Origin of the sequence: Coleofasciculus sp. B1-GNL1-01, from assembly GCF_040220235.1 — a bacterium.
In the GTDB taxonomy this organism is placed as follows: domain Bacteria; phylum Cyanobacteriota; class Cyanobacteriia; order Cyanobacteriales; family Coleofasciculaceae; genus Coleofasciculus.
Window position 1 is genome coordinate 1 of record NZ_JAVJTO010000097.1, and the last position, 25,585, is coordinate 25,585.

The window sequence follows — 25,585 nt, forward strand, 5'->3', positions numbered from 1 at the left end:
GGTTAGTTCATTTAATTCCTAAAGAAAGCCCCTACACCTTTTGGGTGCGATCGCGCTTTGAAATCAAATAGGTTTTCCGGTCTGATTTCCGGTTAATCTATCTATCGGATATTGAGAGAAAAATCTAATGTAGGGGCGGGTTTAGGGACAAACTCAACCGACCCACTCATAACTTTTCTACAAAACCCGCCCTGTCCCCACCTCTCGCTCAAACGCTCTCTATCATCCCAATTTTATCCTGAAATACCCTACACCTTATCTTTCTGCTAGACACGCAGTTAATTATCGCCAAAGAGGTAAAATTAGCTGCGCCTGAATTCTTTGATCCTGTTTTAGAAGAAGTGGATAGAATGCAGGGAATTTTAGTCTCTACTATTCAAAAGTTAAAGTCTTGATTTTCCTTCCCACCCTCTACCTTCTGCCCTCTGCCCCCTGCCTTCTCACAAAGTCCTGCCGGAAACGCACACTACCCGAAACCCGTTGAGGAGGTTGTGGAGGATGCCGGGGATGCCGTCGTTGCGGTACGCCACACGGCAGAGATTCGGGATGATGCCCCAGGAACCGCCGCGCAGAACCTTGTATAATTGATAATTATTATCATCAGTGTTTTCAAGGGTAAAATCACCTGAACCCCTTAATTTTTCATCTGCATTTACCTTGCTTGTCTCTTGTTGAGAATCTTTTTTATCTAGCCATGCGCTGCCATTGGTTGGCGCACCTTCATAGTTGTCGTGCCAGTCATCTAAACACCATTCCCAGACATTCCCATGCATATCGTACAAACCAAAGGCGTTGGGAGGAAAACTGCCCACAGGTGTGGTTTGTTCTCGGTATAGTCCTTTAGGTTCATCAGCATAGGTAGAACTGGCTCTGTAATTAGCTAATTGATCCGTTAGGGTTTCGCCAAAGTGAAAGGCAGGATAGGTGGTATTTTGGCTTGATTCACGGATAGATGAAGAGTCAGGGAGAATGGCTCGACAAGCATATTCCCATTCGGCTTCAGAAGGCAGTCTATATTCCCGTCCAGTGAGTTGGGAGAGTCGGGCGCAAAATTCTACTGCATCATACCAGGAGACTGTCTCAACGGGTCTATCCCATCGGGTGGGAACTGTCTCACTAGACACGTAGTTGGGTAAGGTTTGGGGATCAGGATCATCCTTGAAACGAGCAGGCTCAGGGTCAAGGTCACGGTTTACCTTCAAATCTGTACGAGACGAGATTATACGCCATTGTGCCTGAGTAATCGGCGTTTTGCTCATAAAGAAGGATGGAACGGTGACTTCGTGTTGGGGGTGTTCCTCGTCACTTCCTTCTCCTGCTGGCGAACCCATCAGAAACGTGCCGCCAGGGATGGCGACCATATCTAGAGTAATTGTTTGATAGAGAACATACCCCTTTTTTAACCAATCTCTGACAATCTTAAATTTACCCTTTTTATCAGTATTAAGCTGAGGACAACTGGTGACTAAATGAGTGTACACTCCCTTTCCCAGTCGCCGTTGCAGCGTCACTTCACTAATATTCAAATCCTGCGCTACCTGACTATCAGAACGTGGCAAATTTCGCGCATTAAACCGAACCAGGAAAGCTTGTCGCTCATCTTCTTCAAACAGATTATGAGCATCAGCGACTCGTTTTAGACATTCATCCCAATCATCAGCGAATAGTTTTAGACATTCATCCCATGTTAAAGGAAGTTTTTCCCTAAAATATCGCGCCGTGCGAGTTTCCCGTCTACTAATCTCACCCTTGCGGTTAACAAAAACTGTTTCAAAGGAGAATACTTCAAGTTCGCTAGTATCCAGTGATGGAAACCCAGCAGAAGACGACTGTGACTGTTGTTGGGTGACTCTCGGCGTCGCCTCCACCGATTCACCTTGCCATCCCGCTTCAATTTCCTCGGCTAAACGCACATAAGCTCCCCCCAATTGTTTCAAAATATGGGTAGTAATCTCAGCAAAATGCTCTGGCTCAAACTCCTTAACCGTTTCCCTTTGCACCTGTTTTAAAGCGTCTGGCTGCTTCAACAATCCATAAAACTGCTTGAGATTTTTACCCAGTCGTTGGGCAAAATAGCCAGAAATCACCGTAACAATCTGCACAGACTTCGCTGTGGGAGAATCCTTCAGAAACAGACTGCGGATTGTCTCCGACTCATCCCTTGATGCATCCCCAATAAACCGATACTGAATCTCATCCGGGTTCGTCTCTGGCGTAATTAAACCTTGGGGGTGTAAGAGTCCCCCCAGAAACACTTCCGCAACATGAACCGGTTGAAGTTCCCGCAGTAGCGTGCGTCGAATTAAGCGCACAATCGGTAAATTCACCACAGGTGCAGCCGCCAGCAAACTCGCCAACTCTCGCGCCATGGGGGAGGAAGATAAGCGGAAGTCATAATACCGTTCTGGGAAACCTCTCTCCTGCGGTTGAGAAGGCGTTGAATTCTGCTCAGATGCTAGCGGAAACACAAATCCAGTCGCCCCAACCGTTCCCTTCCCCACCACCATTTCACTCCAGGTTTGAGCCAGGTCAGGTTCTAAACTCAATACAGGCACTTTAACGCCCTGTTCCCCCTCAAAATCCTCGCCAAATACAAGTTCCGTAATTGCCAGATTTCGATTCGCCACAGCCGCTTGACACCGACTATCGAGTTGTACCATTGTCCCCCCACTCAATCCCGTTCGCCACCACATCCGAGTGGGTAACATCTGGACAATAGCGACAACATTCTGTTTTCCCCAGGTGTCTAGAATTGAGACGGCTTTACCATTGCGCCACTTCTCGCCAACGCAATCACTAACCACTAAAATTAACCGATGACCACTGGGATCAATGAGCATTTGGGGACGGTAGAGACGGTGAGACAACGCATATTTACCGATTCCTTTGTTCAGGCGAATCTCTCCCTGTTCATCGGTTACCATTCCCCAGGTGCGGACATGACGAAAAATGCCATAGTGCTTACAGAGTTGTTGGAATTCCTGAGTTGTCTGTCGCCAGAAAATCATCGAGTCGCTTTGATCAATCACCAACTCTAAATCGAATCTCAGTTCTTGAAAGGGCTTGAGAACAGGACTTACAATACCATTTAATTCGGCAGTCGATTCCACCGTGGCGACTTCATCTAAAATCGTGGTTTCCCTAGAGGAAATACGCTGCATCAAAGGGCTAAATGCCCGTGCCAGTTTTAGGGGGTGAGGAATAGCCGCGACATCAGGAAGGGCAATCTCTAAGGAATCGTGACGAGAAGTGGTTTTGGCGTAGACTCCTACAGCAGGTTGGTTTCGGGAGGGGATAGTCGGAAGAGAGGATTCGGGTATTGTGGTGGATGATGGTGTAGAGGATACGGTTGAATCGACAATAGGCGGTTCGGCTGAGGTGGGTTCGTGGGTAGAAGCCGGAGTTGGAGGTTGAGTTGAAGCGGAATTCCGGCGTTGTGCCGCCAGCCAGAGAATTTCGGCAATTTCTGTCCCGGTGAGGTTTAAATCCTGTTCTAATAGGGCGATTAATCGGTCAAATTTCTGGGACATCATTCATTAGAAAGCAACAGGCAATAACAAAATTGTAGGGTGCGTTAGCGAAGCGTAACGCACCATTACATATAGCGCTACGCGCTAGGCAATGGGCAATGGGCAATAGGCAATGGGCAATGGGCAATAGGCAATGGGCAATAGGTAATAGGCAATGGGCAATAGGCAATGGGCAATAGGTAATAGGCAATAGGCAATGGGCAATAGGCAATGGGCAATAGTGAAGAAAAACACTGACTCATCAAGGGCTTGTAGTAAGGGAAATTTAGCCCTATATCCTGTTGGGTTTCCTGTCGTCAACCCAACCTACAATCTTGATCCAAATGACCAATGACCAATGACCAATGAGTATCACAATTCATCAATCGCTGACAAACTATTCAACAACAATTCCTGTAACTCCTCCGTAAACGCTTCCGGACTCAAATTATTTCTAATATAAATCGTATTAAGCAATTGATCCGTCGCCCGATCCTGTTCATCCTTGTCCAAAAACGCTTTAATCAATGACTCAGTTGTCTGTTTCACCCTTTCCCAATTCGCCTCATCCGTTTCCTCTTGGAAATGAGCCGCAATAATCGTTTTTAAAGCGGCTGTATCCGGATCAGGCATTCTCACCCGCAGACAGCGACGCACAAAAGCCGGGGGAAACTCTCGTTCAGCGTTACTGGTCATAATAATAATCGGAAAGCTTGAACAATGGACTCTCCCCCGCCGAATCGAGGCTTTAATTCCCGCATCTTCAGTTCGCACTTGTACAGGTTTAGAGTTACTATTGTCCGTCTGAGTTGGCGACTTATCCGCCCAACGGACTAATTCCGGAATCTCATAGTTTCCTTCTTCAAATAGGTGCAACAGTTCGTTGGGTAAGTTAATGTCACTTTTATCAATTTCATCAATCAATAACACTCTGGGATACTGAGAGGGTAAAAAAGCGGTTCCCACCGGACCCAAGGTAATATACTGACCAATATCCGGCGATTTACCTTTGTTAAGCTGGGAATCTTGGAGTCGTGCGATCGCGTCATACCGATAGAGTCCATCTTGTAAGGTAGAACGGGTGGTAATCAGCCAAGTTAAGACGGGTCCCAATTTAAGTTCATGGGCAATAGCATAAGCTAAAGAGGTTTTTCCCGAACCCGGATTTCCGGTTACCAAGAGGGGACGCCGTAAATACAACGCCGCATTCACCGCATCTGCTACATTCACCCTCGGCGGTTTACTTGTCTCATCTTCCCCTTCATTATCAATCGATTCATCCTCTGGTTTAGGGGAATGCAGCCTAAATTTTCTACCTTTTTCTTTCCCTTGTTTATTTTCCTCAGCATCTGCTAATTGTTGCACCGCTTGCCAACGTTGTTCGATATCTTTAAGTTCGGCTGAATCGTCAATTTCTCGAAATCGCCGCCAGGGAGGAGGCGGTGGCAAATTGGCAATTTTAAAGCCATGTTCTTGTCCATCGCCATAAAAAAAATACCAATCATTCGGATGCGTTGTTGATGTCACACTACCCTCCTGTGATCTATTTATAGCACTACGCATTAAGGTTAGGACATAAAAGAAAAACTAAAATCGCTTGACCCTGAGCGAAGTCGAAGGGTCAATCGCTTTTTAGGTAAGCTTTTGTCTTCACTATTGCCCATTCCCCATTCCCTATTCCCTAGCGCGTAGCGCTATAGCTTGCCAATTGATTAAACTTGGGTAAATTAACTGGCTTGCGCTCAGTATTATCGCAGAGAACGGATAAATTATACCCCAAAAGTGTCTCTCGATTCGGTTGTGCCAAGTCTTGCTTACGAATGTCTAGGATTCTGTCCGATAACGTCTCTAAATCAGAGAAAGAGTCGGCTGTAGTTAATGTATTCAAGCGGTCTATAGCAGACTGACAAAGGTCTTGATTTTTCAACCAGAAACACAACGGAATTCCCTTTGCTAATAAAAGCTCAAAAAATACCTGAGTTTTACGAGGAGGTAAGTCACAACACAGTTTAACAATGATAAATCGTTCTAGTTCTAATGCCAATTGTTTCTTTTTTAAAGCACTGGATAATAAACTGGACAAGTTTCGATCCTGAGCAAAATCACAGATATCCTTGGGGTTGAGTTGTGTCATTTTTTGCCATTTAATCAGACAAGCATTCTGCCAATCGGGTTTTAACAATCGATTTAACGAGCGTAACATCACCGAATATTTCTCACAGAGGGCGATATCATCTTTCTTCCAAACTTGAGGAGGCTTGAATTCAAATCGCTTACTGAGGAGTTCGGTGGGCAGAAATAATTCAATCTTCAAATTGTATGGCTGATTCTGTAAAACTTTTGCGTGTAAGTAGTTGTCTTTAACTTGTTGAATAAACTTATAAATCACATCAGGAATCTCTTTCTCGAAATATCCCTCAGTTTTCATGTCCTCTGGATTTAAATCAATGGGTTGATTTTGGGTGTTAGGGAAATCCTCGATAAACTCAGCTTGGATGTTAAAGGTTTTCTTCTTGGTTCGGGTTTTACCCAGCAGCGGATAAACCAAGATTAATAGATAGCTGTGGAGAATAGAATTGGATGGCTGTTCAGTTGGAGAATCAAGGGTTGGATAGTTATACTGAATCCACCGTTTTAACTTATCTTTTAGATCAGGCGGGATATTTGGGTAAGTTAACAGATTAATCACAGAGGATTCGACAAAATCGGTTAAGCTAGGACAGGTAGTAGATAAAGCCATATCTTCTGGATTATTAAGACAATTGAAAAATAGGCGATCGCCTTCAATTATCCCTAACAAATTTCCCTCTAACTCTTCCACCGTATGAACGTCAAAAAATTGCTCAACTTTCTTCCCACGAGTCATGTCTTGAAGAATAAAAATGAGGGCTGACAGTTGCTCATAAATAGTGAAATTCGCTTTAACTATGGGATACTCTTGACCAACTTGTCTAACAAAATCTTGGAAAACCCCTCTGTTCTCTAATTCTTTAATGGCGTAAATCAGCCTAGTTCGGTAGTCATCACCTGGAAGTTGATTGTAAAAATTCTTGCCAAAAGTCCCTTCATTTTCCAGGAAAATACTTTTCACCTGATCTTCACTCAGTACACCTTCAATATCTTGGCGAAGTTTTTGCTTTTGCTGATCAGTTAGACTCATATTCAAGATATCAACATCACTCTCAATCGAAACTAGGCAGCATTACCTTATATATTAACAAAGAGCGCTCGTAGTAAGGGAACCTTATCCCTAGATCCCGTTGGGTTGAGCGAAGTCGAAACCCAACCTACAACTTTAAGCAGCATTACCTCATATATTAACAAAGGTGCGTTACGCAGCGCTAACGCACCCTACATTATAGAGGCTTCTAACTTTTCATGAGAAATCAAAAAACCTGCGTATCGGGGCGAGTTTAGTCGCATCTGGGTGCAACCGAAGAGATAATAGTGAAACCCGCCCCTACACCTTTACATACCATACCTGACTAGCAAAGACGTTCGGTCAAAATCATTATATGCCGTGAAAAGTCAGATATATTAACAAAGGTGCGTTACGCGGCGCTAACGCACCCTACATTGTAGGGGCTTCTTTCTCCAATTATAGGGGATTATTCCTCCAATTATAGAATTTTATTCCTCCAATTATAGGGGCTTCTTGCTCCAATTATAGGAGTTTCTTTCTCCCCTCTCCCCTGGTGGGAGAGGGGTTGGGGGAGAGGGGGTTATTACTTAATTTAACACCCATGACAGCTTACCTGCACCCAATTTAACCGAGAAAATCCCGTGAAAAATCCTGATACTCTTCTCTAACAACAGCGATAAATGCTGACAGATAACCTCGATTCTCCAACTCTCGAATTAAGCGAATCACTCGCGTTCGATAATCACCGCCAGGAATCTGATTATAAAAATTCCTGCCAAACGTCCCTTCATTTTCCAGGAAAATACTTTTAACCTGATCTTCACTCAACACCGTTTCAATTTCATCCCGCAACCTCTTCCTCAGTTCATCCGTCAACTTAACTAAAACCACACTCTTTTGTTCACCCTCTCCTAACCCCTTGTTTTCCCACAAAAACCCAACCGCCGCATTCATATAAATCACCGGAATCGCAAAATCTAGCTGTTCATAACCATTATCCAGAGCAATATTAAACCGCGCCTGCTGTACAGCAGCATTCACAGACTTCCCCTTGACAATTTCCCCATAAAAATCCTTGACAAAACTACTAACCGTCTGATTAGACACTTGATACTGCATCGCGATAACCACAGGAATCCCTTGCAGCATCAGACGAGACGCCACGCTACTAAACCCATCCGTCTCTGATGATTTTCCCGTTTCACAAGCTTGTAAAATAACAATTTTAGGACGATGCTGAGTAAATAATCGACTAAAAAAATCAGCCGTTTTCCAATCCGGTTCCCCCGAATCTCGCACCAATGCTACTTGCCCAACATCCTTGCCATGTTCTGAAATTAATTGACCATGACCAATAAAGTGAAAGATATCCGGTTTGCCATTACTTAATTGTTCAGCAACTTTTCGCGATGTCGCTGGATTAATCGCGGGTAAAAGTTGAATCTTGTCCGGTTGATTAGCAAGCCCAGTTAAATAACCTTGAACCTCCTGATAGTCAACCTGACTCAACTGAGGATCGGCAGTCGGTCTAGCCACAACTAAAGCGATTTTTAGAGATTCATTTGCCCCTACCTGAATCACTGGTTTATCTTCTCTTATGACGTTATACCGACTCCGAACCAAACTCAAATTCGGATCAGTCGCCAATAGAATTTCTCCCAGTTGATACCGTTGGGGAAAACGCAACAACTCCCAGGGATACGCCATTAATTCCGGCATTGCCGTTTCATTAATCTCTAGACTAACCTGTAATTGTTTCTCCTTTTGTAGAACAATCTCTTGATAGATTTGCCAAAAATTATCCCGGAGTTGAGTATCAAATAACGCCTCAAATAACGCCTCACCAACTCGTTGAATTGACTCCCCCGTTAACCGAGACGAATCAGTAAGACAATCTTGAACACGCTGATTTATCCTATCCAGCCGCAACCTTCCCGTCGCTTCATTCAGAACTTGAAACTCTGGACTCCATAATTTCACCCTAACCGACGTTTCATTCGGGACACAAATCTGATAAATAGACTCAGCTTTATCCATGAGGCAGTATAATCTTGTTCTCACCAATCCAGGCTTCTTTTTGACCCACCGCAAACTGTTTAGCCGCCCTCGCCTTACTGCCAAATACATCTTTTAAATGACCAGGAAGGGCTTTGATTACATGACTTAATTCCCCATTCAGCCAATCCATCTCCGGTTCAATCCAAACCTGCCCAGTTAACTCAATCGAGTCCCAACCTTTAGGAACCTTAAAAATAATCCCAAACTTTACCGTCGCCTGATCCTGAAGTTTCGGCTTCTCAATCCGCCAGTAACATTCCGAATTATCATCCCCTTGGGCAATAATATCAAACTTCCCCAGTTGATAAGTCAACCCATCCAAAACCGTAAATAATTTCAGATTATCTTTACTCTCCACATTCGCTTTCAGCCGATTATAATCGGGAAGGCGTTCAACCTTAGCAAGTTCAGCCGCATTCACCCCAGCGCTGACATCCAGATTAGCATCTAAACCCAGATTCATCTCCACGCCAATATTGAGAATCGGCTGCCATTTTGCCCCAGGAATAATCCGATGCACAATCGGCGCTTGATTTCCTTGAGAACCAAAGCTAAGATGACATTCCAACCCAGAAATCTCCACACTAGGTTGGGGGCGAGGGTCAACGCTAATAACCATTGAATAGAAGTCAAACTGATGCATTAATTGCCGAACTTCGTAATCTAATTCAATCCCTTGGGCTGCAAACCCCTGTGCAGTCAGTGGGATTAAGCGACTGCGCGGATCACCAAAGGTTACACGGGTTTCTTTAAGGCGTTGAATCGCGGTTTTGCCTCGCGCCCCATCTTGCGCCTCTCCTCCGGCTAAGTTCGCCTCTTTTGAACTTACCTCCTCAAGTAAATCATTGAATAGTTGTTCCGCTTCCTCAAGATTCGGTGGTGTTAGGTTTCGATTCATCATCAGTACTTCCTAAGAAACAACAGGTAACCCCGCTAACGCCATAGCAATTTCTGCTTCACTATACTCGCTATCCTGCAATCGTCCCGCGTGATAATCAATATAGGATTGCATATCAAAATGACCATGACCACATAAATTAAATAAAATCGTGCGACTAATCCCTTCTTCCTTACAACGTAAGGCTTCATCAATTGCCCCTTTAACCGCGTGATTGGCTTCCGGTGCAGGTAAAATCCCCTCTTAGTACCGCTATATCTGCTCGTTTCTAGCCATTCAAGGCAGGTAGAACTGGGGAAGGAGATTGATACGAGTGTCTCGGCTTCCCCATATCCCAGACGTGCGATTACACGTCTCACCCTGAATTATTCGCCTCCAAATTGTTGGCGCAATTCGGCTATTTCTGTATCCTCTAACTTGCGAAATAGAGGAGGCGGAACATCAAAAGAACGACCCGCTGCCAAGGCATTAAAATCCACCGCCTGAGTTAACCTTTGCTTTCTCTCTGTGTCTGATAACTGCAACGCATCGAAGATTTTCTCCGCCGTAAACGGAATAAATGGACTCGACGCGATCGCATACAACCGAATCAGATTAATACAGGTGCGAATCACCAACGCCGCTTCTTCTTTATTTTGCTTAAACAGCGCCCAGGGTGCGCGTTCGTCGATATACTGATTCCCCACTGTCCACAGCGCACATAAGGTTTCGGCGGCTTTGCGAAACTCCAAGTTTTGCAGGCAATTACTCAGTTTCGCTATCAAACTTTCACAACTTTCCTGCAACCGTTGTTCTGCTTCTCCCGGCGTTCCTCCTTCTGGAATCACTCCTTTAAATCGACTATTGGCAAATTTGAGTATTCGGTTGACAAAGTTACCCAAATTGTCTGCCAAATCCTTATTTATCTTAATTTGAAATAACTCCCAGGTAAACGCTGAATCAGCCGATTCCGGTGCCATGGCAATTAACGCATAGCGCCAGTAATCAGCAGGTACAATCTCTAAGGCTTGATCCGAAAAGATGCCACGTTTAGAACTGGTGGAGAATTTCCCACCATAATAGGTTAGCCAATTGAAGCCCTTAATATCATCCGCCATTGTCCAAGGTTCCCGCGTTCCCAGAATCATCGCGGGCCACATAATTGTATGGAAAGGCAAATTATCTTTTGCCATGAATTGAACATGGCGAATATCTTGGCTATCATACCACCACGGCTTCCAATCATCCGGTTCAGATTGTTGATTTGCCCACCCTTTCGTAGCAGAAATATAGCCAATGGGCGCATCAAACCAGACATAAAAGACTTTACCCTCAAATCCCGGACGGGGTACAGGCACACCCCAATTTAAATCACGGGTAATACAACGGTCTTGTAATCCTTCATTTAACCATTTTAGGGCAATGGATTTAGTCAGAGTTGTCCATTCTTGCTGATTATCCACCCAGGCACGTACTTCGTCACTCAGGGTAGTCAGCTTCAAGAATAAATGTTTAGTGGTGCGGACTTCTAGATTTGTACTCCCGGAAACCGCCGAACGAGGTTCAATCAAATCCGTGGGATCTAATACTGAGGTACAATTTTCACACTGATCGCCTCTAGCGCGATCGTATCCGCAATGGGGACAAGTGCCAACAATATATCGGTCGGGTAAGAAACGATTATCTTCATGAGAGTAAACCTGACGAATTTCCCGTTCCTCCATGAAGCCATTTTCATCGAGGCGTTGATAGAAATACTGGGTTAACTCATGGTGATCTGGCGAGGATGTGCGACCAAAATAGTCGAAAGACAGTCCAAACCCGCGATAGATTTCGGCTTGCCGTTCGTGTTGTTTTTGACAATAGGTGGCGACATCTAATCCGGCTTCTAATGCGGCTAATTCCGCTGGTGTACCATGTTCATCTGTGGCACATATAAACAGAACCGATTCGCCTTCCTGTCGCAGGAAACGGCTATAGACATCAGCCGGAAGCATGGAACCGACTAAATTTCCCAGGTGTTTAATCCCATTGATATAGGGCAACGCACTTGTAATCAGATACTGCATAAATTTTACGTAGGATGTGCCAAAGGGTACAGCGTTAGCATCAGCCAAGAAGTCAAGTTCTTGGCTAAACGCTTAAGTCCATTAAAATGGACTAACCTGTTTCAAGGGTTGTAGTCAGCGATGTGAGCGTTTAGGGCGAAGACAGCGCCACTACGAACTAGGAGTGATTTAATGTCACGCTCCTTAAGTGAAATGTCGCTAACATGGACGCTAGGAGATAAAATCGAGCTTACTCGGTCAGTCATTGAACCCGTTTTAATGGGTTTAAGCTTTAAGCCCGTAGACGCATTCGCGAAGCGTTCTCGAAGAGTAGCGGCTTCTCTTCGAGTACTTTAGTTCAGGGCTGACTGGAGATTAACTCAATCAGTCATTGAACCCGTTTAAACGGGTTTAAGCTTTAAGCCAGAACTTTAGTTCAGGGCTAACTAGAGCGTGCCATTCACCTTAAGACTATTGTGCGTCAAGTTATGCCAGATGTCTTCACAATCCCATCTTCGAGATAGGTTACTCGGTCAGCGACATCCAGGATACGAGGGTCATGAGTCACCATCAGTACTGTACACCCTTCCTCCTTTGCCAACCGCCGCAATAATTCAATCACCCGATGTCCACTGGTTGAGTCGAGTGCTGCCGTGGGTTCATCTGCCATGATAATTTTAGGATGACCGGCTAAGGAACGTGCGATCGCGACTCGTTGCTTCTGTCCCCCCGACAAGTTAGCAGGGCGTTGGTTGGCGTGCATCTCTAATCCAACGTGTTCGAGCAACTCCTGGGCTTGATATCGCGCCTTCGTCCCGCGAATCCCTTTAATATTCAGCACAACTTCTATATTCTCGGCTGCCGTTAGCGCCGGAAACAGGTTAAAATGCTGGAAAATAAAGCCAATATTGTTTCGCCGAAAGCGGGCTAGCTTGGCGCTGGACATTTTGGTGATCTCTTCTCCCAGTAGGTAGACCTTGCCCAATGAAGGGGTCAGTAGTCCCGCCAGAATAGAGAGGAACGTCGTTTTCCCCGAACCTGATGGTCCCATGAGGATTTGAATATTACCGCGCTGAATTTGCCAGTCAATCCCTTTGAGAACTTGATAGCGCTGATTGCCGGATTTATATTCCATCGTTACGCTTTCAGCAATGATGGTGTCCCATTGCTTCGGTTTGCGATCGCTTGAGCGCCGATCAAGCTGGTTTCGGCTTTTTATAGACACAACCACATTGATATAAGCGACAGTCCGGGTCTATCTGTAAAGAAATATAACATAAATAGCCCAAGTTAAACTCTCTTCAGATAAAGAGCCATGATCTGGATGATAGCGAATCCTGACGGATCAAATTCGTTGGCGGGTGATACTTGTGAGACTGTCAGGGTGTGGCTTGAAAAGGGGGATTGATACCCAATCCGCTTTTGAAAGCCCCTTCAGAACGAACTCAATTAACGATTACTATTCATTACTAAATATAAAGTTACATCACTGCTTGACTAATTTGAGAATTATTAATCTTTTTCAATTAGACTTGACGAGCGGGTTGAATCTGATTAAAGTCAGTGATCATGCCATCAATGTGTATTGTGAGTATTGTGAGTTAGGTTGCCTAGCCAAGGGAATTGCCCCATGCCAGACTGTAGTGAGTGGTGTAACACCCAACGGGAAGACCTCGTGAGGGCACCATCCTTGCGTCCAGAGAACCCAATCTATTTTTGTGTCATGTCAGTAGGGTGGGATTATTAGCCTAAAAAGAGTGAGTGCGATCGCAGCTTGGTAGATGTGTTAGATCCAATATATAGATCTGGAATGCTCAAGCATTATTAAACGTCCCTTTGAAACCCAACCTCTGCTGGGTTAATGAATCAGCCATGAACAGAGTACATCTTTTAACCGCCGCTGTTACCGGATTTTGGCTTTGGGTTTTCAGCCTTGGTACCTCCTCTGAAGTCCTAGTTCTGGCGCAACCGATTACCCCAGCAGCCGATGGTACAGGGACAATAGTCACACCAGATGGAAACCGCATCGACATTTCCGGTGGGAGTCTGTCTGCTGATGGCAAAAACCTCTTCCACAGTTTCCAGCAGTTTGGCTTAAATCCCGAAGAAGTCGCCAACTTTTTAGCCAATCCAGATTTAAACAATATCCTCAGTCGCGTCGTGGGTGGTGACGCTTCTGTGATTAACGGGTTAATTCAGGTAACAGGCGGCAATCCTAACTTATATATAATGAATCCGGCTGGGATTATTTTGGGTCCTTCTTCTCAACTCAATGTCCCTGGTGACTTTGCCGTCACCACCGCCGACGCTATTGGTTTTGGCGATAACCTTTGGTTTAATGCCATTGGCGAGAATGATTATCAGAACTTAGTCGGGACACCCAACCAATTTGCTTTTGATGTACCGGAAGCTGGAAGTATCGTTAATGCAGGGGATTTAGCGGTATCAGAGGGAAAAAATCTAACCCTACTGGCTGGGAATGTCGTTAACACCGGGAATCTAACCGCACCTGGGGGAAGCATTACCGTTGCAGCCGTTCCCGGTTCCAATTTAGTCAAAATTTCTCGACCTGGGGGGTTATTGTCTCTGGAAGTTGAACCACCTAGAACTCCAGAGGGGGACTTGTTGCCAGTTCAGCCTGGGGATTTAGCTGAATTATTAACCGGTTCAGGGGAAGAGGTTGATACAGGAGTCGAGGTTAACGAATCTGGCGATGTACAACTAGCAGATACTGGAGTAACCTTACCACAAGAGACAGGAGTTGCTATTGTTTCGGGTGAAATTAATGTTTCTAACGTCGGTACACCCTCGCCCTCATCCTCAACCGGAGGTGAAATTAATGTCATTGGCAATAAAGTTGGTCTAATTGCCGCCAATCTAGACGCATCAGGAAGTCATGGTGGGGGTACTGTACGAATTGGCGGCGGTGAAAAAGGACTTGAAGCGATTCCCAATGCTGATGTCACTTTGATTAGTGAAGACACAAGGATTAACGCCGATGCTTTAGATGAAGGCAAAGGGGGGCGAATCATTGCTTGGTCAGATCAGACCACTCGTACCTATGGGGATATTAGCGCTCGGGGTGGGGCAAATTGGGGTAATGGCGGTTTTGTCGAAACCAGTAGTGCTGGCTTTTTAGATGTTCCTTTTGCTCCCGATATCACAGCACCTGCTGGGGATGGGGGAACCTGGTTAATTGACCCTTACAATATCACGATTAGTGATGGGACTAATACCATTCCCCTTGGTGGCACCGCACCTGATTTGAATTTTACGGCGGCGGCTAGTGACTCAGTAGTCAATATTGACACCCTCTTGGCTGGCTTAAGTAGCGGTAATGTCACTATATCTACAGGGACAGGAGGTGACCAAGAGGGAAATATCACTCTAGCTACAGATTTAAATTTTAACGGCAGGGGAAAGAGAACCTTAGTCTTGAATGCGGCAAACAATATCATCATCGATGGGAAGATATTTGATAGCGCCCCCGATGCGGCTAATTCTGATTTCCTTTCCCCGATTTTGAATGCAGGTGGCACTGTTGAATTGAATCAGAATGTTTCAACCGGAATCGGTAACATCGAAATTAATGCTACGGGTGGGATTACGCAAGCTCCTGGCACAACGTTGAATATCGGAGGAGCCACCACGTTAAACGCCGGTGCAAGTGATATCAACTTGGATAATCCGGGCAATAACTTCTTGTTTGTATCAGTTGACAACGCTAATAATGTCTTTCTCTCTGATGCAGATAATATTGTGCTAAACACTTCTACTATTACGGGCAACCTTGATGTAACTGCCCAAGGTAACATAAGCCAAGGAGCAGGGAGTGGACCGCTTCGTGTTGACGGTACAAGTAGCTTAACGACTAACCAAGCCAATAGCACGATTACCCTGAATAATTTAAATGCAACAGAGGCAATTAGTCTCAACACCAACGGCACGGGTGGTAACGCCACAATTACTAATGCTCAAGGAGTAAACCTCAACACCTCAAACGTGGGTGGAAATCTGAATGTCACGGCGACGGCAGGTAACATTAATCAAAGTGGAACCGTCACCGTTGGCGGTACAAGTAGCTTGAGGACTAACCAAGCCAATAGCACGATTACCCTGAATAGTTTAAATGCAACAGAGGCAATTAGTCTCAACACCAACGGCACGGGTGGTAACGCCAGTATCACCAGTAATCAACAGGTGAACCTGGGAACTTCTGATGTTGGCGGCACTCTCAATGTCACCGCTACTGATGTGAATATCAACGATACAGTTGCTGCTGGGAATGCCACATTTGTGCCAACTGACTCCACCTCAACGATTGGTATTGGTGATAGTGCTTCTGGCAATTTTAACCTGACTTCTGCTGATTTAACCAACATAGAATCAAATGGTACAGTCACAATTGGTAGTAATAGTGTTACCGGAGATGTGACTATTAACGCTGTTGACCTTAACAATGAAACGTTTAACCTGACAGTGCAAGGTGCTAATCCTGTTTTTGATGGAAATGTTAACCTACCTAATAATCTAAACGTTACGGCGACAACAGGAAACATTACCCAAAACACTGGCATAAAAGTTGATGGTACAGTGACTCTGCAAACAGGAAATAGCAATGATATTATCCTTAATAATGCCAGCAACCAATTTAATGAAGTCGCTATCACCACAGCCAGAAATGTAGAGTTAAATAATGCCGATGATATTCAAATAAAAGCAGCTACAATTTTCGGCAACTTGAACCTAACTAGCAATGCTGCAATTAATCAGTCGCCGTCAAGTGGTTCTTTAAGAGTTGATGGTACAGCTACCCTGACAGCAGGAAATAATCAGGATATTAATCTCAACAATACCAACAACGACTTCAATGAAGTAGTTATCAACAACGCACGCGATGTGACGTTGAATGACACCAATGACATTAGTTTCAGTAATTCTAACTCTACGCTACAAAACTTGACTCTGAGTAGCAGCAATGGAAATATTGTTCTGGGAACTACCATTGTTAATGGAGATCTAAATGTAAATAGTCAAGGAGGTGGGATTAGTCAAAACTCCTCCACTGATACACTAACCGTTAACGGCACAGCGACTCTGGCAACAGGAAATAGCAACAATATCACCCTTGACAATACCAATAACGACTTGAGTAATGTTGTTGTTAATCGGGGTAATAATGTAACTCTCAACGACATCAATACCCTTAATCTAAATTCGGCTTCAGTTTCTGGTGGACTGACAGTTACAGCAGCAAATCTATCGACGACTGGAGTAATCAATGCTGGCTCTGTTAACTTAACTGGCAATAACGGGATTACTCTAAATGATACGATTGAAACGTCAGATGTAGATAACAACAACGTTACCCTAACAGGAACCGTGACTTTAGGGACAAACGCGACTATTAATACGGATAATGCCAATAATGACGGCAATATTACTATCAATCAATCGATTAATGGTGCCCGTAATCTGACATTGAATGCTGGAAGTGGTGCGATCACTGTAGGTCAAGCAATTGGTGGCACTACAGCCCTAAGCAACTTAAACTTAAATGCAAGGGATATTACCTTATCTAATATTGGGGGTATAAGCGAAGGTGTTACCGACACAGCAACGCTCAATGCGACAGAAGCTATTAATTTTACAGGAACAACTTATAACGCTCAGAACCAGAACTACACCGCAGGAACAGCATTTAATCTCAACAATACAACTAACTTTACCTCTAACGATGGTGCGATCGCGTTTAACACCGGTACGATTCAGGGGACTAATCCAGCTACTGACTTAACTCTGGATGCAGGTACAGGTAGTGTTACAGTAGATGCGATCGGCAATGGCAACGACATCAACAATCTCGCTATCCAGGGTAATAGCGGAATCACACTCAATGGCGACATCACCACATCTGATGCCGATACTACGATAAACCTCAACAGTCCAGTCACTGTAGGTGAAGATATTGTCATTACCAATAAAGAGGGTGAGATTAATTTCAACAGCCCTGTGGATGGGAAAACCGCAAACAGTCAATCGTTAACGGTAGAGGCAGAGAATAGCACAGTAGTGTTTAACGGTGCTGTAGGTAATAGCACACCCTTAAAGGATTTGACGGTTAATAATGGGGCATCTGTAACCTTTAATAATCGGGTTACAGTAACAAAAGATATTAACCTAACCGCAGATGAAATTGACTTTAATGGCGGATTAAACTCAGTTAGTACCCCGAATCAGGGAACCATTTCCCTGAAACCAACAACCGATAATGCGTCGATTGATATAGGCTCACCCGCTAGTGGACAAGGGCTTTTAGATATCAGTGATACAGACTTGGCAGCGATAGCCGACGGCTTTAGCCAGATCACAATTGGTAAGGATACTGGTAGTGGCACAATAGTTATGGACTCTGGGGGTGTCAGTTTCCGAGATCCGGTGACGATTCAATCTCCAGTTCAGGGCGGCATAATTAATGTGGATGGCAATCTAACCGGAACCGATGAGGCTTCCATCACAATTGATGGTGCAGATGTCTATCTAGGAAACCCAAATAATCCTCAAGTCGAAATCACCACAGATGGACAGAATATTATTATCGGTCAAAATGTACATCTACATTCTGATCTGGTGGAAGTTAAAACGGATGCGGGAGCCGGTGACATTACCTTTACGGGTGATGTTGACGGAGAAACGGATGAGAAGCAAAGTCTTACCGTTGCACCGGGTACAGGTAATGTTTCTTTTGAAGGGGAAATCGGTCAGGATGTTCCATTGAAACAGTTACGGATTGGTGACAATACCACAATCAATGCGGATATTGTCGGCACTTCGACGACTATTTTTAACAGTTTATTTGTTAATGCTAAACAGAGCCGAGTCGCGGGTATTATCAAAACCCGAGGGGGTCCGATTGAATTTACCGGTGATGTAATTCTGGTTACGGATACCACATTCGATACATTTCCAGAAGAATCACCAGGAGCTACAGGAGGTAATGTCATCTTCGGTGCTACTGTATCTAGCTCCACGGAAAATATACCCGATCAATCCTCTACGTCACCGTTTAACTTGAACATCAACACTGGCTCTGGAACAGTTACGTTTGGTGGTGCTGTCGGCGCTCAAAACTTTGACAATGGATTGCAAACAACAGATTTGGGTTCGCTGACGATTGAAAGTGCTGGAGAGGTGAAAGCCGTTTTAGACGGTGACGCCAGTTTACCGTTTGCAATTACCACTGTTGCACCAGAAACACTTCCAGAAGATGCTCCAAAAGGCATTAGTATCTTGGCGGATAGTATAGACTTTAGCAATGCTAACCTTGAGGCAGAAATAGTCAACCTAGAGGCAACCGAGAACATTAGTACCGCCAGTGTCACCGCCACAGAGGAAAATATTACCCTCAATAGCCAAACAGGTTCCATTGATACAAGTCTTGGCACACTTACCGCCACTCAGGGTGATGTCAACCTCACCGCTAACCAGGGTGATATGACGACGGCGGATATTGAAGTAACCGAAGGAGAAGTGAATCTAACCGCCACCCAGGGAAGTGTGACGACAGCGAATGTAGAAGCGCCAACAGTTAACATTCAAGCGAATAATGATATCAACACGGCTAGTGTCACCGCCACAGAGGAAAATATTACCCTCAATAGCCAAACAGGTTCCATTGATACAAGTCTTGGCACACTTACCGCCACTCAGGGTGATGTCAACCTCACCGCTAACCAGGGTGATATGACGACAGGGGATATTGAAGTAACCGAAGGGGTGGTGGATTTAACCGCTTTAGATGGCAGCGTGACGACAGCGAATGTGGAAGCGCCAACGGTGAACATTCTGGCAAATAATGATATCAACACGGCTAGTGTCACCGCTACGGAGGAAGACATCACACTCAATAGCCAAACAGGTTCAATTGATACGAGTCAAGGAACACTCACCGCCACTCAGGGTGATGTCAACCTCACCGTTAACTTGGGTAACATTACCACAGGAAACATAGAAGGAGAAAGCGTCAACCTCCAGGCAAATGACGGAATTACTACAGCCAATGTCTCTTCAACCAATGGCGCAATTACCTTTACCAGTCAATCAGGAGCTATACAAAGTGGTGATTTAACCGCCAAAGGAGAGACAGAAGAGGGAGAGACAGAAGAAAACACAGTAACTGTTACAACCTCAAATAATATTACAACGGGTAACATTGATACATCTTCAGAAACAGGTAAAGGGAAAGCGATCGCGCTCACCAGCGAAACCGGAGATATTACAACACAGAATTTAAACTCATCGGGTCCATTGGGTGGAGGTTCTATCGATGCTTCCACCCTGGGTCAAATTACACTTGCAGAGGTTAACTCCAGTTCTACTGGGGGTTTCGCGGGTTTAATCACGCTCAATAACGGTCAACCTGAATTCCTCAGAGACGCTCCGGGTATTGATCTGACGTTTATCAATGCTCAAGGTTTGCCGAGAAATCCAGCAGCCATCTCATTGAGTCCAACAGAAACAGAAGGAACTGAAATTACTATTAACATCACCACGGATGGTTACTTTCGAGCAACAGGTACATTCGTTTCTCAAACTGGCTTACAAGCTAGTCTTGCCACAGGTGGTGATCCAATCGTGATTCGACATGGTGGTGGTACTGCCTTTGATCCCTTTGAGGTTGGAAATGCGACCCAAAATGGCACAATAGGTGCCATTACAAACGGCAATGGATTTACCGGAACAATCTTACCCGTTCAATCTTTCACTCGTCCTGTTCGACAAGAAAACATTGAAATTATTTCTCGGATACCCTCTCAAAACAATCTGCCATTAACAAGTCTCTATCCTAACCTTTCAATGACTAGTCAAGTAGCTGATGCTGACCTGGAAATTTCTACGCTTGACAGCGTTCTCACTGATGCCTTTTCGGGATATTTAGGACCAAAACCCAGTGTTAACAATCCGGCTGATGCACCTAAAATACTGGCGCAAATTGAGAAACAAACGGGAGTAAAACCAGCATTTATGTATACCACATTTGTTGGCGGACGCCTGGAACTGAGAATGGTTTCGGCTGAGGATAAAAAGATTGTTAGTCTCCCTGATGTAACCCAAGAAACGATTGTGCAAACGGCGACAAAATTACGCCGTGAAATCACTAATCCCATTAAACGGAGAACGACCAGTTATTTAGAACCCGCTCAACAACTGTATGAATGGTTAATCGCTCCCTTAGAAGCTGAGTTAGAGGCGCAAGGCATTCAGAATCTGGTGTTCATTATGGATAGTGGTTTGCGTTCCTTACCTGTGGCAGCTCTCCATGATGGTCAAAACTTTTTAGTGGAAAAATACAGTGTGGGGTTAATGCCTAGTCTCAGTATTACCGACACCAGCTATAACAATATTCAAAATGCTCCCGTTTTAGCGATGGGAGTGGCTGAATCCAGTAGTCTGGCGAAAGAGCTGAATCTGAGTCCTTTACCTGCTGTACCCCTAGAGCTTCAAACCATTGAAAGTATTCGCGATGGAGAAACTTTCCTGAATGAAAAAGTTACCCTAGAAACGCTCAAATCCCAAAGCCAAGATGCCACAATTGTACATTTAGCTACCCACGGTGAATTCAAACCGGGTCCTTTAGAAAATTCCTATATTCTCTTGTGGAATGATTTACTGCGTTTAAACCAACTGCGAGAATTAGGCTGGAATGAGCGTCGCACCCCAATTGAATTGTTAATCCTGTCGGCTTGTCGTACAGCCGTGGGTGATGAAAACGCGGAGTTAGGGTTTGCTGGATTAGCGGTGCAAGCAGGTGCTAAGTCAGCGCTGTCAAGTTTGTGGTATGTCAGTGATGAAGGCACTTCTGGATTGATGACCGAGTTTTATCGGAAGTTACAAACCGCTCCAATTAAATCTGAAGCTTTACGACAAGCACAGTTAGCGATGCTGAATGGTGAGGTGCGCTTAGAAGGAGGACAATTACGGGGAAGTGGACAACCTGTTCCTTTACCGTCAACATTACAAGGTCAAGGGGATCAGTCTCTCTCACATCCCTATTATTGGGCAGCATTTACTATGATTGGAAGTCCTTGGTAAGGAGTAATTTGTAGTCAACACAAGTAGGTTGGGTTGAGGAACGTAGGCGAAGCCTTCTCGGAGAGTAACCCAACTTATTTTAATGTTTTCCGGCTACGTATATGTTGCTAAAGTCTTGACATGAGCAACAGCCGCTGCAACGGTGACAGGTAATCTGTAGCCACCTCCATGAGAAGAAAGTACTGGACACCTATATTTCCTAGCAGCATCTAATACAATTTCAGTGAGTTTGCAGAAATCAGCATTCGTCCAACCTGTTGAACATTTACCACAATCATCCCGATGTGAGTCATAACCCGAAAAAATAGTAATCAAGTCCGGTTTCCATGGAAGGCAATCTAGAGAGTGCTGGAAAATGTCGATGCTTTCATGTCCATTGTAAAACTTACCCGTTAGTCCCAATTCCTCTAAAACTTCAACGGGAAACGATGTATTTAGGATAGGAATATTACAGTGTCCAACAGCTTCAGCCGCCGTAGTTGTCCCATAGTTTAAGTCTGATGCTTTAGCCATATAAAGGTCTACAGCACTGTGAATGCTAATGCAATAAATGCTGGAATCATCGCTAAAAATTGACTGAGTACCATCCCCATGATGAATATCCCAATCAATCATCAAAACTTTCTCAAATCCTTGCACCTGAGCGTATCGTGCTGCCGCAGCCAGAGGATTTAAAAGGCAATAACCGTGTCCCAAATTACTGTAAGCATGATGTCCGACCATACTGAAACAATAGGTACGTTTCAGGTTTCCTTTTTTAATCTGATCAATTGCTTCCATCATGCCTCCTAAACCATAGAGATATCCGGGTAAACCATACTCCAAGCCTTCGCACTCAATACTCAATTTAGGTAGGGCAGCACTCACCTCATCGAGTGGCTTTTCAAGAGCTTTTAATCCAAGTTTTCGTAGATACTCAGGAGTATGAACGCTCTGGAAATTGCGCCGCTGGGCTTTTCTTAAGGGAAGTGTAGGATATTCAGCAAGAGCTTTGGCAAGAGCTTGTCGAACTTGGTTGTAGTAGGGAAAAGAATGCCCCATAAAGGAAATTGACTGAATTGGCTTAGACGTACAGAATGTTTGTGGGTGTAGATAGGTGGCAAAATCATTCATTTCCCTAAATCAAGGCTTATTCAAAAGTTATACTGCACTTTGGTCATGCAAGGGTATCATGATTGTCATCGTTGTACCTACTCCTACTTCACTATTAACTGAAATCGTACCCCCTTGTATGTCTAGGCATTTCTTGACCACAGCTAATCCTAATCCGGTTCCGGGAATATTGCCAATATTCGTACCGCGATGAAATATACTAAACAATTTTTTCTGATCCTCTACAGGAATCCCAATCCCTTGGTCTTTGACTTGAAACGTCACTGTAGATTGACTACAGGTTACGATTAAATCTATTTGACCCCCTACCGGAGAATATTTAATGGCATTAGACAGTAAGTTGATTAAAATAGAACGTAATAACTTCTCGTCTAAGCAAACAATAGTAGATTCATTTTGACTCAGTAAGTTAATCAAATAATCCGATCCAGCATTTAATTGCATCTCTTCAACTAACTGGCAGCAAAATTTTTCTAAATCGATGGGGTGAGGAGTAAACTCTAATTTGCCAGTTTCTGCTCGGCTAATTGTTAAAATGTCGCCCAAAAGCTGTGTCATTGTTTTAGCCGTTTTTTCGATGCGATCAATATTACGAATAATTTTATTATTTAATTCTTCTGAATAGTAATATTTCAGTAATTGAACACTAGCTAAAATGGTACTCAATGGCGTGCGAAATTCATGAGATGCCATAGAAAAGAAATTAAGCTGGAGTTGTCTGAGTTCCTGCTCTTGTGCAAGTGCCAAACGGATTAATTCTGCTTGCTTGTGTTCGGTAATATCTTGGGCAGTACCGAGAATCTGTTGGGGTAAACCATCAGCCGTGCGAGTGAACACCATCTCGCGACTATACAGCCAACGCCATTCCCCGGATTTATGTTGAATGCGATACTCTGCCTCAATAATTTCTCCTTCTTTGGCTGTGGTCAATCGTTGAATAGTAGTAATCAGTTTGACTTGATCATCGGGATGAACCAGATTTTGCGGAAATGTCGGTGCCATGGCTTGGATTTCTTCTGGGGAGTAGCCGATAAGTTGAGTGATTTGTTGATTGCTGTAAATATTTCGCTTTTCAACTAGATCATACAGATATAAAGCAGTTGGCATCGCATGAGCAATGCGTTGAATAAACCGTTCACTTTCCCGCAGTTCTTGTTCCCGAATCCGAATTTCAGTAATATTGGTGGCGGCACAGGTAATGCCAATAACGTCTTTGGCGTGGTTTCGTAACGGTTCTACGGTTAAATCATAGTAGCGAACCTTGCCATCTACAATAATCGATACTTCTTTGCGCTCACCGACTCCTGTAGTCAAAACGCGATGTTTAATCGGAATGAGCTTTTTGGCATTTTCTGGAGTAAACATTTCCGATTCTAGTTTACCGATGAGTAAGTCAGTATTAATCCGACTTGCCGGATTATAGACCCAGGTGTAGCGTAGATTTCTGTCTTGATTAAATACTGTGATGGGTGAGTTATGCAAGGCTACGCGAAATCGTTCTTCGCTAATTCTTAAGGCGGCTTCTGCTTCCTGACGTTCATGAATTTGCGTCTGTAGATCTGCGTTCATCTGCATCAGTTCAGCCGTCCGTTCTTGAACTCTGATTTCTAGTTGATCACGGGCTTGACGCAGTTGGTCTTCAATGGATTGACGTTCAATTAATTCCGTCTGAAGCTGTTGATAGAGTTGGGCTTGATGAATGGCGATGGTAACTTGGATGGCTAATTGATACAGTAAGTCAATTTCTAAGGATTGCCATTGTCTGGGTTGAGAACAGTGATGAGCAATCAGTAGTCCCCAAAGCTTTTCTTGTTGCAGAATGGGTACGACGAGTTTAGATTTGACACCTAACTGCTGGAGGAATTCCACTAAGCAGGGCGTTACTCCATCGGTTTCTGGATTGACTACGGTGCGAATCCGTCCTTGACAGTACAATTGATGCATCTGTTCGGGAAACACTTCCGCCGGAAACGTTTGTCCCAGAATTGGGGTGATACCCGGATTAACCGATTCCGCTACAGTACTTCCTGTACCATCAGACCAAATCCGATAGACTAAGACTCGATCAACGCCAAGAAATTCTCGGACTTCGGTTACTGTGGTTTCGAGAATGGTGTCCAGATCTAGGGTTTGGCGGATACGTTGAGCGCTACTGAGGATGAGTTGCTCTCGTTGCGCCATTTGCTCTAAGGTTGTTTGGGACGTTGGGCGATCGCGACTTAACTCTAACTCGGCTTTGAATCTAGAATGCTGCTTCAGGATCAACCCGCCCAACACCATAAGTATGGCGATGCTGAGACTATCCCCCAGAATTAGACTCAATTGGGTTCTCTGGATCTGAGTAACTATAGCCCTTAACTGTTCTTGTAACAACAGTTGTGCTTGCGCTGGGATCTGCTTCAAAAGCCACGGCTGGTGTTGAGCGATCGCAGAGGCGCTGTTGAGCTGAGACAATAAATCTTGCAGAGAATCCTGTAACTTGTCACTATAGTCCATCCATCGGGAAGCTTCCATCAGTTGAGTTAGGTGGCTATAGGACATGACACTAGCCCCTATAAAAATAAGTAATGCCAGACAATAACCACCGATAATAACTTTGATACCGATAGATTTTGGCATTTGAGTTCTCCTCCGAAATAACAGCAGCTAGTGCATCACAGCTTCAAATAAGCGGTTCCCCATTTAGATTAGGATACCTAAAATCCTTCCAGGGAACAGGGAATCCTTTACATAGAACAGGGGCAAA

The 25,585-nt window shown here is 44.4% G+C and carries 11 protein-coding genes and 2 pseudogenes; 2 read left to right on the top strand and 11 right to left on the bottom strand.

The window, feature by feature from the left end; all coding sequences use genetic code 11:
* Positions 1-266: 266 nt before the first annotated feature.
* Positions 267-395, top strand: a pseudogene (locus tag RID53_RS24030) (four helix bundle protein); the annotation flags it as partial.
* Positions 396-440: 45 nt separating this feature from the next.
* On the opposite strand, the gene RID53_RS24035 reads toward RID53_RS24030, so the two are convergent.
* The 9 genes and pseudogenes from RID53_RS24035 to RID53_RS24075 form a co-directional block, all read right to left on the bottom strand.
* On the bottom strand, positions 441-3,530 hold the full coding sequence (locus tag RID53_RS24035) for an SAV_2336 N-terminal domain-related protein (protein ID WP_446390503.1): 3,090 nt from the start codon (positions 3,528-3,530) through the stop codon (positions 441-443).
* 84 nt (positions 3,531-3,614) lie between these two features.
* Positions 3,615-3,830, bottom strand: coding sequence for a hypothetical protein (locus tag RID53_RS24040; protein WP_446390504.1), 216 nt, complete (start codon positions 3,828-3,830; stop codon positions 3,615-3,617).
* Between the two features lie 51 nt (positions 3,831-3,881).
* Positions 3,882-5,036: an AAA family ATPase gene (locus tag RID53_RS24045; protein WP_446390505.1), complete on the bottom strand. Its 1,155-nt coding sequence runs from the start codon at positions 5,034-5,036 to the stop codon at positions 3,882-3,884.
* 154 nt (positions 5,037-5,190) lie between these two features.
* A complete protein-coding gene (locus RID53_RS24050) occupies positions 5,191-6,669 on the bottom strand; it encodes a VMAP-C domain-containing protein (RefSeq protein ID WP_446390506.1) in 1,479 nt (492 codons plus the stop codon).
* Between the two features lie 606 nt (positions 6,670-7,275).
* Positions 7,276-8,688: a CHAT domain-containing protein gene (locus RID53_RS24055; RefSeq protein ID WP_446390507.1), complete on the bottom strand. Its 1,413-nt coding sequence runs from the start codon at positions 8,686-8,688 to the stop codon at positions 7,276-7,278.
* Positions 8,681-9,610, bottom strand: a complete 930-nt coding sequence (locus RID53_RS24060; RefSeq protein WP_446390508.1) for a hypothetical protein — start codon at positions 9,608-9,610, stop codon at positions 8,681-8,683. Before RID53_RS24060 ends, RID53_RS24055 begins: the two co-directional genes overlap by 8 nt.
* A gap of 9 nt (positions 9,611-9,619) precedes the next feature.
* Positions 9,620-9,850: pseudogene (locus tag RID53_RS24065) on the bottom strand (TrpB-like pyridoxal phosphate-dependent enzyme); the annotation flags it as partial.
* A gap of 122 nt (positions 9,851-9,972) precedes the next feature.
* Positions 9,973-11,655 carry a methionine--tRNA ligase gene (metG, locus tag RID53_RS24070; protein ID WP_446390525.1) on the bottom strand — a complete coding sequence of 561 codons (1,683 nt, stop codon included), beginning with the start codon at positions 11,653-11,655 and terminating at the stop codon, positions 9,973-9,975.
* Positions 11,656-12,115: 460 nt separating this feature from the next.
* Positions 12,116-12,865 (bottom strand): ABC transporter ATP-binding protein, encoded by a 750-nt coding sequence (locus tag RID53_RS24075; RefSeq protein ID WP_446390509.1) that lies wholly within the window; start codon positions 12,863-12,865, stop codon positions 12,116-12,118.
* Positions 12,866-13,506: 641 nt separating this feature from the next.
* On the opposite strand from RID53_RS24075, the gene RID53_RS24080 reads away from it, so the two are divergent.
* Positions 13,507-21,726, top strand: a complete 8,220-nt coding sequence (locus RID53_RS24080) for a CHAT domain-containing protein (protein WP_446390510.1) — start codon at positions 13,507-13,509, stop codon at positions 21,724-21,726.
* Between the two features lie 93 nt (positions 21,727-21,819).
* Here the strand turns inward: RID53_RS24080 and RID53_RS24085 are convergent, their stop codons facing one another.
* Positions 21,820-22,839, bottom strand: a complete 1,020-nt coding sequence (locus RID53_RS24085) for a histone deacetylase (protein WP_446390511.1) — start codon at positions 22,837-22,839, stop codon at positions 21,820-21,822.
* Between the two features lie 27 nt (positions 22,840-22,866).
* On the bottom strand, positions 22,867-25,458 hold the full coding sequence (locus RID53_RS24090) for a sensor histidine kinase (RefSeq protein ID WP_446390512.1): 2,592 nt from the start codon (positions 25,456-25,458) through the stop codon (positions 22,867-22,869).
* Between the last annotated feature and the right edge of the window lie 127 nt (positions 25,459-25,585).